Origin of the sequence: Azospirillum melinis (assembly GCF_013340935.1) — a bacterium.
In the GTDB taxonomy this organism is placed as follows: domain Bacteria; phylum Pseudomonadota; class Alphaproteobacteria; order Azospirillales; family Azospirillaceae; genus Azospirillum; species Azospirillum melinis.
In genome coordinates this window covers 181,759-192,035 of sequence record NZ_WHOS01000006.1, presented here as the reverse complement: position 1 = coordinate 192,035, position 10,277 = coordinate 181,759, and the positions used below count along the sequence as shown (strand labels likewise).

The window sequence follows — 10,277 nt, the reverse complement described above, 5'->3', positions numbered from 1 at the left end:
TCTGGCGCACGGTGCATTCGCCCTTCGGCCAGGTGCTGAAGGCGATCCGCGAGAACGAGCCGCGCGCGGTGTCGCTCGGCTACCGCACCGACCGCTACAAGCTGGTCGCCTTCGTGCTGTCGGCCTCTCTGGCAGGCCTTGCCGGCGGGACCAAGGCTTTGGTGTTCCAGCTCGCCAGCCTGACCGACGTGACGTGGCAGATGTCGGGCGAGGTGGTGCTGATGACGCTCCTGGGCGGCATGGGCACTTTGTTCGGGCCGGTGGTGGGTGCCGGGCTGGTGGTGACCTTGGAAAGCTACCTCGCCTCCACCAGCCTGCCGGTGCCGGTGGTGATCGGCTGCATCTTCGTCGTCTGCGTCCTGCTCTTCCGCCGCGGCATCGTTGGCGAACTGCTGCACCGGCTCAAAAGTAGGGCAAAATGAACGGGTGGTGGGCGACGTTGGCGCAAAGAAGCCGGGGCGTTGGTGGTCGGGAGGGATGCATCCAGTCATAGGGGCTTGGATGGCCAGGGTCTTCGACTTGGGCCATGGCGTCAGTATGTCGGGCAAAGGCAAACCGGTGATTACCGGACAGCCAGCCGGTCTGCCGTGCCACGCTCAGCGCGTCACGGTGCTGTACCGACCATATCCGGATGGGCGTCCCCGGTTCGGCCCGCATCGCCGCGAGAACACGCGAGCGGGTAATAGGTTTTAGCAACTGATCCTCCTAGGATACGCGGTTCCTGTCGGGGCCGTGCGCCGTCGTGAGACTACGGTGCGCGAGCCTTTTGCACACAAATCTTCGCTGGCTGGCACCGCGTCGGTGCTGGTGGAGCTCGACCTCGGAAGCCTCGGCAAGGCGAGGGCAGGGAAGGGGGCTTGTGAGCTTAGCTGGGGAGATATCACCGATTGGGCTGAAGGCCTGTTTGCCATCTTCGTGCGCGACCAAGTGGACGAACGCTGTGAGCAGCAGCACATGCGGCTGCGGCTGACCTTTCCCGGCCGCAGCTATCTGGCGCTGACGCTCCGGCGGCGACCGGACGATGTCCTCCGGCTGCATCTTCTGGCCGAGCAGGCCGCAGCCCACCTCCAACATGAGGTGGTCCCCGTTCCCCGGACAGTTTTGCGGCTGAAATAAGCTTGGTTCAGGTCCGTGTCATGCCGCCAATCTGATCCCAGTCCTGATCCCAGCCGGGGCGCCCTGGTGGGCTTCGGCCGGGGTTCGGCCGCCGAGCGCCGAGTGCGGTCGGTCGGCGTTGTAATACTCGATCCACTGGCCGATTCCGGCCCGCGCCTCGCTGCCAACTCGAAGGCATGGAGGTAGACACACTCGTACTTCAGCGATCGCCAGAGCCGTTCGATGAACACGTTGTCCATCCAGCGGCCCCGCCCGTCCATCGACACCCGAATGCCGGCCGTGGTCAAGAGACGGGTGAAGCGCGGGCTGGTGAACTGGCTGCCCTGATCGGTGTTGAAGATCTCCGGGCGGCCGTGACGCGCCATCGCCTCCTCCACCGCCTCCAGGCAGAACTCGACGTCCATGGTGTTCGACAGTCGCCAGGCCAGCACCCGGCGTGTCGCCCAGTCCATCACGGCGACCAAGTACAGGAAGCCGCGGCGCATGGGAATGTATGTGATATCAGCGCACCACACCTGGTTCGGACGGTCGATGACCATGTCCCGCAGCAAGTACGGCCAGATTTTGTGCTCGGGATGAGGCACCGTCGTCTTTGGACGCTGGTAGACCGCCTGCAAGCCCATCCGCAGCATCAGGCGGCGGACCCGCTTGCGGTTGACCTGCTGCCCTTGGCGCCGGAGATGACGGGTCATCTGCCGGCTGCCGTACCAGGGCGTTTCCAGAAACTGCGCGTCGATCCGCCGCATCAGCTCCAGGTTCTCGGCCGGCTCGCCCTTCACCGGCTCGTAATAGCTGGAGCGGCTGAGCGACACCAGCGCGCACTGTCGCGTGATCGACAGGCGCGGATGCTCCGGCTCGATCGTCTCCCGCCTCCGGCCGACGCTCATCGACCGGAGGCCTTGCGCAAAAAATCGCGTTCCACGACCAACTGGCCGATCATGGCGTGAAGCTTTTCCACCTCGCCCTGATGGCTGGCCTCAGCAGCCTTCGCCTTGCCGGAAAACACCCCGGCCATCCCCTCCATCGCCTGCTTCTTCCAGGCGTTGATCAGCGTCTGGTGCACCCCGTGCTTAGCCACGAGCTGCGACACCGTCAGCTCGCCCCGAAGCGCCTCCAGCGCCACCTTCGCCTTGAAATCCGCCGAATACCGCTTCCGTTTCCCCGTCATCGGGTCCGTCCTTCCTGATGGGCGAACCAAGCTTATCCAACTGTCCGGGGAACGGGGACCACCTCACACCGGCATCCCCTTAGCACGTTGTACACTCTGTTTGCCCGCTGGACCCGGCTCGGGCTGTGGCGCCGGCTGCTCGACCGGCTGCGCCGGACGTGGCGTCTGGCCTGCGGCGATACCGCGGAACCGAGCGCGGTGGTGATTGACAGCCGGACCTGCCCCTCGGCCCCGAGTTGCTTCGCGCGCGGCGCGAACGGGGGTAAGAAGATTCGCGGGGTGAAGATCAGCATCGCCGTCGAGAAGTACGGGATCCCGCTGGCGATCGACGCCACGTCCGCCAACGTGCATGACACCAAGGGGATCGTGCCCGTGCTGCGCCAACTCGCCGGACGGGGGTTCCAAGGACCAGCGATTGGCGATCTCGGCTATCGCGGCGAGCGCCTGGCCAAGACCGGAGCGGCGCTCGGCATCAGCATCCAGCCGATCGCCCGCGGTCGCGACGGCGTGTTCATCCCGACCGAAATCTCCTGGGTCGTTGAGCGCTCATTCAGCTGGATCACCCGCTACCGGCGATTGAACACCATTGTCGAGCGGACGAAGGAGCACCTCGTCGCCTTTGTACAGATCGCCTTCGTCTCCATCCTCTCCCGACGCCTGCGCCGGATCGACACCAAAGCCGCCAGCGCGTGACCTCCACGAACAGCTTCTCAGGGCAGCAGCGCCGATGAGTTCAATTTTACGCGATCCGATTCAACTGTCGAGCGACCTCCAACGGGCGATGATCCGGATCAACTCGGTAAAACTATATGGCTTCTGAAGCACCGGCTTGTCCTTGTCGCCCTCCCGAAGGCCGTCCAGCCCGTAGCCGGTGGCGAAAAGAAAAGGGATGCCGCGCTCGCTCAGGATATCCGCCACCGGAAAGACCTTTTGCCCTGCGATGTTGACATCGAGGATCGCGCCGTCCGTCGCGGCGCTTTGCGCCAGCGCGATCGCCTTGTCCAGATAGACCGCTGGGCCGATCACCTCGCAGCCGAGAGTCTTCAGCGCACGTTCGAGCGCCATACCCACCAACACCTCGTCCTCCACGATGAGCAGGCGCAGTCCCTGCACGTCGGATTGCGTTTTGGCTGACGTCGTCATGAGGTCGATATCCGATCCAGTGGCAATTCCATCACGCACCGCACCCCCTGCCGCCGGAAATCGAGGTGAACGGTGCCGTCGAGTTCGCGCGCCAAGCCGCACTCGATCAGGAGGGATCCGAAACCCTGCCGGCGGGGCGTCTCGACCGGTGGACCCTCCATCTCGCGCCATTCCAGGCATAGGCGCCGGTCCGCCGACTTCTTCCGCTCCCAGGTGACGGCAACCTTCCCCGAGGGGACCGAAAGGGCTCCGTACTTGGCGGCATTGGTCGCCAGTTCGTGGAAGGCCAGCCCGAGCGTCACCGCCGCCTTAGGGCTGACGGAAACGTCGTCGCCATCAACGCTGAAGCGGTCTTTCCGCGCGCCTCCGTGCGGTGCCAACTCCAATAGCACCACGTCGTGAAGGTTGACGTCCTGCCAGACGTTGCGGGTGAGGAGATTGTGCGTTTTCGATAGCGCCATCAGACGCTCAATGAAGCCCTTCTGAAAATCGTCCAGGCTGTTGGAATATTGGAAGGTCTGCATGGCCATCGCTTGCACAATGGCCAAGGTGTTCTTCACACGGTGATTGAGTTCGTCGATCAGAAGCTTCTGACGCTTCTCCGCGCGTTCCCGCTCCTCCAGGCCGTCTAGGAACGCATTGAGACCGCGTGTCAACTCTGCGATTTCATCGTCGCCATGGGCCGGGAGGCGGGTCCGCAGGCTGTTCCGGCCCTCCCGCAGCCGCTGAAACTGTCCGGTAACGCGCCGGATCGGATCCACCACCCCTCGTGAATAGGACAGGGCGGCCAAGCCGACCACAACCAAGCAGGCCAACCCCACCAAGGCCGTCGCCTTGCCGATCCCTGCGGCCTGTGCCTTCATAACGGCAAGGGGCACGGCACCAACCACCAGCCAGCCCGACGGCTGAGACCGCATAAATCTCACCAGATGCGGAGCGCCGTTAAAATTGCCGATGGTCTGCCCGCCGTCTCCCTCCAGAAGGTCCACAAGCGCATTGTCCGCAGCCGTCCCGATCCGGCTCCGATCGGCATCGTAGACCAGGCGGCCCATTCCGTCGACAATGGACAGGCGGATGCCGGCGTCACTGCCCGGGTTGAATTGATCGTACAGGTGATCGGCGTCATAGTTGACGATCAGCACAGCGATATGGACCTGCTGCAAGGTGGCCTTGTCGATTGCCGTGATGGCTTTCGCGGCGGAGATCACCTTTTTCTTATGGGAATTCCCGTTGACGTTGTCGATGATTCCGGCCCAATGGACCGGGCGCTCGCTCCGCGCGGCCGCCTCCCTCAACTCAGTCAGGATCGGGTTCCGCAGATTGCCGACATCCAGCGTGTCCCCGACATGATAGTGGGTATCGTCGGCCGAGAAGATGTCGATGGAGACGAGGCCGCTGGTGTTCTGATAGCCGTTGAGAATGTAGCCGATGCGTGCCTGTGTGGCCAGCCGCGTGTAGTTGTCGGCTGCCGCGTACGGAGTGGTGAGGGCGCTGATGATCGCTTCCACGCTGGAGATGTTGGCGATCAGGCTTTCGATCTGCTCCGTCTGCAAATCGAGGAGGTGCTGACGCTCACGTACAAGTTGCGTCAGGTAACGTCCGGCGTCGGTTTGCAGGGCGGAACGGGCAATCTCGAACGACGCGAATCCCAACCCGAGCAACGGCAGTATGCTCAGGACCATCAGATACGCCACAAAGCGGTGGCTCAGGTTGGGCTTGAAGGTGCGCATCGGATGCATTGCGTCAGTTCGGCAAGGTTGCGGCCGGGGCTGTTTTCTTTTGGGATCAATGGGCATCGAGAGTTCTAATGGTGATCGGGCGGGTCTCCAGGATGGTTTCCGGGGGCAGGCGTTCACCATTCAGCGCCCGCACGGCGTAGGCTACGCCAAGGAAGCCCTGCTGTTCCGCCTGCTGGTCGATGCTGACCGAAAGGGTTCCGGCTCTGATCGCCTGTTTGGCTTCGTCGAGACCGTCATACCCCGCCACCTTGACCGAGGCGATGTGTCCGGTTTCCAGATGGTGCAGGGCGCCGAGCGCCATCATGTCGTTGGCGCAGAAGAGGATCCTGATGCCGGGATGGCGGCTGAACAGGGACTGCGCCACTTGAAAGGCTTCGTCGATTTTCCAGTTCGCCGGCTCGCTGGCGACGACGGTGATGTTGGGGTTCTCTTCAAATGCCTGAAGGGCGCCGCGTCGGCGCGCCTCGGCGTTGGCCGCGTTCCGGAAGCCCTCGATGATGGCAGCCTCGGTCGGCTCCTTCACGTATTGGACGAGTTCCTTGGCCGCCGCGTACGCCGCCTTGGTATTGTCGACAGTGATAACGGGGACATCGACAAGGCCTTGCTTGCGCGAAAAGTTGGGATCGAGCGGGTTGTCGACATTTATGACGACGATACCCAGTTCCTGCGTCTTCCGAAGCACAGGGACAAGGCCATAGGAGTCGCTGGGGGCAATCACCAGAGCGTCCACTTGGGAACGGGTCAACTGGTCGACAATGGCGATCTGCTGCTCGACGGAGGTCTCCTGGGCAGCAGTTCTGACCAGTAGTTCCACCCCGAATTCCGTCTCGGCGCGTCGTGCGCCCTTTTCCATCGCGACGAAGAATGGGCTGGTCAATGTCTTCATGACCAGCGCCACGCGCGGGCGATGGGGGGGCCGGGCGGCAGTGGCGGCCTGCGCAGACTGCAGTTCGGCGCGCCAGCCCGGGCCCATGACATAGACATAGAGACCTACGCCCAAAAGGGATAGGGCGACGAGAAGCAGTGACGTTCGCCAGATTCTCCGGTTCAGCCAAGACATCGTCGCCCCCTTCCTGAGTGAGCGATGAACTGTTGGTAAATTATGTCATGATGGGCAACAGGAAGTCACGCATTAGTGAGCAGATTTCTCCTCGCTTTTTGATTGCATAAAGAAACAGCATGTCTCTCCTTAAATTTTCTGAAGGCGGAGGCTGGGGAGATCGTCTCAAACTTGGGGGAGAATGGTAAAAGGCGCTGGGAAGTCGACTGATCGGGGCGCAATGCAGTGGAGGATCATGGTGGAGGTGACGAGTGAAGACGGCGCGGTGACTCTTGACGCCGACGCTCAATTCCGACGAACATCCGCTTCGCCGGGAGAGCGTCGTGTGCTTCTTCAGTTGAGGCTGAGGCGGACGGTTACCCGGAGCCGTGGATCAACCGTAGGATGCCCTGGGTCAGCGGATCGTCCCGGCAGCTCATGCCCAGGATGATGTCGAAATGGTTGCGTCCGAAGACTTCGACGAAGCCGGTCGGATTCCCCTGGCGCTCAAGCGCTGCCCGGTAGAGTGCCGTCTGCCGCTTGAACTCGCCGGTGTCACTGGGGGCATAGCTCAGGCCGCGTAATCACTTCTGTCCACCAGGCATTCCTGGTTATACCGCACCCGCCACCATTACTGGCGCCGACAAATTGACGGTGCCGCTGCAAAAGAGCCGGTTGCTCCAATCAGCTCCTTCTATGACCTGATAGTGCCGATAAATCGTTTCACCTCAGTGTCCAGCACATTGACATGTCCTGCCATCTCGTTCGTCGCACCGAGAGCCCTGGTTGTCAGACTATTCGATTCGTGGCAGGCGTCGCTGGCCCGTTGACTAGTCGCCAGGGCGCTGGTCGTTTCCATAGCGGCGGCTGCGACATTGCGGGCGATCTCCTGAGTAGCGGCGCTCTGTTCCTCCACTGCTGCGGCGATGGCGCTCGATATCCCATAAACCTGGTCGACGGTGCGGCTGATGTCGACGATCATAAGGACCGCCGCCTCCGTTCTGGTCTGAATGGCAGCAACATGCTGGCCGATGTCGTCGGTGGCCCGGGCTGTCTGGCTGGCCAGGGCCTTTACTTCGCCGGCAACGACGCTGAATCCTCGTCCGGCTTCGCCAGCCCGTGCTGCTTCGATCGTGGCATTCAGGGCGAGAAGATGGGTCTGCTTGGCGATGGCGTTGATCAACTCGACGACCGAACTGATCCGCCTGGCAGTTTCATTCAGGCCGACAATCATACCGTTGGTGCGCTTCACGTCGGCAACAGCCCGCTCTGTGACCCCTGACGAATGGTGGACCTGCCGCGCGATCTCGGTGATGGACGCCAACAACTGCTCCGACGCCGCAGCGATGCTGTTGACATTGACCATCGCCTGACGCGAGGCCGCCGCAGCCTCTCCAGCATCCTCCGACGCCCCACGGGCGCCGTGCGACAGACCGTCGACCGTCGTTTGCAGTTTCCCCATCACCAGACGCGTTTGTTCGACCACGGATTTGACATTCACTTCGAAGGCATCGGCCAGTTCCAGTTGGATGCGCCTGCGCTCCTCACTGGCGTGCCGGCGCTCGGCGTCGACCCGCGACTGAAGAGCGCGCATTTCCAGGGCGCCGGCGCGAAGCACGGCCAGTGCCGCGGCCATGTCGCCGATCTCGTCACGGCTGGCGTGCGGCGGTTCGATTTCCAGATTACCTTCGGCCAAAGCGCGCATCGTCGAGGAAAGCGCGGCCAAGCGATGGATGATGTGCCGCCGTACGTAGACGAACACGATCAGCGCAGCGATCAGAGTACCGACTGCAATCGCGGCGAGCAGAATTTTACGGGAATCGGCGACTGACGTCGTGATCTTCCTTGCCGATTCTGTGATTTGACCCTTGATGCCGGCCTCGACCGTATTCACGACGGCAGTCAGTTCGCCGGCGATCTCGCGGTTCTTGTCCAGCAGCAGCATTCCCCGATTGCTCAGCTTGAGATGCTCGAAGCGCAACGCCGGGATTGACTCATTCCCCCGTCCGAAATCGAGGATTCCCACTGCCTGTTCCGCAACCTCTCCATATTCGCGCCTGTGGTCGGCGAGGCCTTTCGCCGCGTCCTCTGTTGCCTTCATCGCCTTTCCAATCCGCTGGCGGACTTCCGTCAGCCGATCGAAATCCGCCGTCTCTGCCGCTTCTGTGAGCAGATTGCCAAGCACGGTCACGGACGCGGACAGATCAAGCAGCATGCGTTGGACGGCAGGATTTTCGGCCTTAGCCAGCGTTTCGGCGATACTGTCGGAGAAGGCGCTCCGCACGGCATTCATATGGTCGCGCTGCCGGTGCTGCGCCTCCGCCAGCACCAGCCGTGCTGACACCAGCTTGTCGAGCCCCCGCAGGTTCCGCCCCATGGAATCGATCCTGGCAACGATCGCATCCAGTTGTGCCGGATCGACGCCGTCCGCCCGCATCCGGTCTACCAGAGCAGCTGTCGCCTGCAAGTCCTCCGCGCCGGAAATCGCCGCGGCTTGGCGCTCCTTGTCGTTCCGGGCGGCGTTCAAAACGCCGCTGGCCAGTACCACGCCGAGGCTGCTACGGGAAAGTGCCGCCGCCGCGTCGAGCCGCGGAACATGTTCCTCGACGACGATTGCAAACATGGCGGATAGCCGGCTGTTGGACCAAAGCCCAACCATGGCGGATATGACCGTGGTGGCGAGCACCGCTGCGAAGGCAGCCATCAGTTTCCAGTGGATGCCGAACACAGGATGTTTCTTGCGCATAGGCGGGACCATGGACAGCCCTCTTGGAAAACCGGGAAAGGGTATCGACCGGGCCGCCGCTCAGCCGGTGCCGGTTTGGTCTCAAAGCGCGGCGACGACGGCGATTTCGACTGCGTATTCCGGAGAGGCAAGCCGGGATTCGACCGTGGCGCGCGCCGGTTCACAGCCAGGAGCGACCCAACTGTCCCAGACTTCATTCATCGCGCCGAAGCTGGCCATGTTCGACAGCCAGATGGTAGCCGACAGCAGCTTCGTTTTGTCGGTGCCGACCTCAGCCAGCAGTGCATCGATCCTGTCGAGGACGTTACAGGTTTGCTGCGCGACGTCTGCGCCTGGCGCGTCCTCGGCGACTTGGCCAGCGAGGAAGACCGTTCCATTGTGGACGACCGCCTGGCTCATGCGCGGACCGCAGCGGAATCGCTGTATGCTCACGCTTCTTCTCCTATCTGACGGAATTTGGGTTTCCCGACCGTTACGCCGGTGGCCTGGCGGCATTGCGCCGCTGGAACCACTGGATGGTGACGAGCAGAGCAACCGAGAACAGGATGAGGAGGGTCGCGACCGCCGTGATCGTCGGGCTGATTTGCTCGCGCACACCGCTCCACATTTGGCGCGGCAGGGTGCGCTGCTCCGATCCGGTGATGAAAAGGGCCACGACGACTTCGTCGAAAGAGGTCACGAAGGCGAACAGGCTACCCGACGCGACGCCAGGGGCGATGATCGGCAGCATGACGGTGAAGAAGGCGCGGATCGGGTCGGCCCCCAGGCTTGCTGCCGCCCGCATCAGGGTGTGGTCGAAATTGCCCAGGGTCGCGGCCACCGTGATGACGACGAAGGGCGCGCCCAGCGCCGTGTGCGCCAGGATCAGGCCGGTCAGGGAATTGAGCAGTCCGGCCGCGGCAAAGAAGTAGTAGATGCCGACCGCGCTGACCACGATCGGGACGATCATCGGCGAGATCAGTGCCGCCATGATCGCTGCCCGGAACGGACAATTCGGCCGGCTGAGCCCGAGTGCGGCCAGAGTCCCCAGAACCGACGACAGGATGGTCGAGGCAATGGCGACAACGATGCTGTTCTTCAATGCCAGCCGCCACACGGCCGATTGGAAGAACTCTTCATACCATTGCAGGGAAAATCCCGGCATCGGATAGGTGAAGAACGGTTCTGCGTTAAAGGACAGCGGCATGATCGCCAGGATCGGCGCCACCAGGAACAGCAGGACCAGCGCGCAGAAGAGCCGTAGCGCGATGGTGAAGGGGCTTAGGCCCCAGAGCAGGGGTCCGCGCATCACCCGATCCTCAGTCGGTCGAGGCCGACGAGCCGGCT

The 10,277-nt window shown here is 62.8% G+C and carries 9 protein-coding genes and 1 pseudogene; 3 read left to right on the top strand and 7 right to left on the bottom strand.

The window, feature by feature from the left end:
* Nucleotides 1-422: branched-chain amino acid ABC transporter permease (locus tag GBZ48_RS07340; protein ID WP_174470411.1), on the top strand; the 422-nt coding region annotated here is incomplete at its 5' end.
* Nucleotides 423-753: 331 nt separating this feature from the next.
* Entirely contained in the window at nt 754-1,116 is a 363-nt protein-coding gene (locus tag GBZ48_RS07335; protein ID WP_174470410.1) for a PHP domain-containing protein, read from the top strand.
* Nucleotides 1,117-1,134: 18 nt separating this feature from the next.
* On the opposite strand, the pseudogene GBZ48_RS07330 reads toward GBZ48_RS07335, so the two are convergent.
* A pseudogene (locus GBZ48_RS07330) lies at nt 1,135-2,284 on the bottom strand (IS3 family transposase).
* A gap of 87 nt (nt 2,285-2,371) precedes the next feature.
* On the opposite strand from GBZ48_RS07330, the gene GBZ48_RS07325 reads away from it, so the two are divergent.
* Complete coding sequence (locus GBZ48_RS07325; RefSeq protein ID WP_174470409.1) at nt 2,372-2,977, top strand: transposase; 606 nt, start codon at nt 2,372-2,374, stop codon at nt 2,975-2,977.
* 60 nt (nt 2,978-3,037) lie between these two features.
* Here GBZ48_RS07325 and GBZ48_RS07320 read toward each other — a convergent pair whose 3' ends face one another.
* The 6 genes from GBZ48_RS07320 to GBZ48_RS07295 form a co-directional block, all read right to left on the bottom strand.
* Nucleotides 3,038-3,427 carry a response regulator gene (locus GBZ48_RS07320; protein WP_174470408.1) on the bottom strand — a complete coding sequence of 130 codons (390 nt, stop codon included), beginning with the start codon at nt 3,425-3,427 and terminating at the stop codon, nt 3,038-3,040.
* Nucleotides 3,424-5,157 (bottom strand): sensor histidine kinase, encoded by a 1,734-nt coding sequence (locus GBZ48_RS07315; protein ID WP_174470407.1) that lies wholly within the window; start codon nt 5,155-5,157, stop codon nt 3,424-3,426. The genes GBZ48_RS07320 and GBZ48_RS07315 overlap by 4 nt, the downstream gene beginning before the upstream one ends.
* Nucleotides 5,158-5,212: 55 nt before the next feature.
* Nucleotides 5,213-6,226, bottom strand: a complete 1,014-nt coding sequence (locus GBZ48_RS07310; RefSeq protein ID WP_174470406.1) for a substrate-binding domain-containing protein — start codon at nt 6,224-6,226, stop codon at nt 5,213-5,215.
* A 673-nt stretch (nt 6,227-6,899) separates the two neighbouring features.
* Nucleotides 6,900-8,951, bottom strand: a complete 2,052-nt coding sequence (locus GBZ48_RS07305) for a methyl-accepting chemotaxis protein (protein WP_174470405.1) — start codon at nt 8,949-8,951, stop codon at nt 6,900-6,902.
* 81 nt (nt 8,952-9,032) lie between these two features.
* On the bottom strand, nt 9,033-9,383 hold the full coding sequence (locus GBZ48_RS07300; protein ID WP_174470404.1) for a Rid family hydrolase: 351 nt from the start codon (nt 9,381-9,383) through the stop codon (nt 9,033-9,035).
* 40 nt (nt 9,384-9,423) lie between these two features.
* Nucleotides 9,424-10,239, bottom strand: a complete 816-nt coding sequence (locus GBZ48_RS07295) for an ABC transporter permease (protein ID WP_174470403.1) — start codon at nt 10,237-10,239, stop codon at nt 9,424-9,426.
* Between the last annotated feature and the right edge of the window lie 38 nt (nt 10,240-10,277).

Bases quoted from the DNA above. Each gene is read 5' to 3' on its own strand.
- GBZ48_RS07320 (WP_174470408.1), bottom strand. From the start codon at position 3,427: ATGACGACGTCAGCCAAAACGCAATCCGACGTGCAGGGACTGCGCCTG.
- GBZ48_RS07315 (WP_174470407.1), bottom strand. From the start codon at position 5,157: ATGCGCACCTTCAAGCCCAACCTGAGCCACCGCTTTGTGGCGTATCTG.
- GBZ48_RS07310 (WP_174470406.1), bottom strand. From the start codon at position 6,226: ATGTCTTGGCTGAACCGGAGAATCTGGCGAACGTCACTGCTTCTCGTC.
- GBZ48_RS07305 (WP_174470405.1), bottom strand. From the start codon at position 8,951: ATGCGCAAGAAACATCCTGTGTTCGGCATCCACTGGAAACTGATGGCT.
- GBZ48_RS07295 (WP_174470403.1), bottom strand. From the start codon at position 10,239: ATGCGCGGACCCCTGCTCTGGGGCCTAAGCCCCTTCACCATCGCGCTA.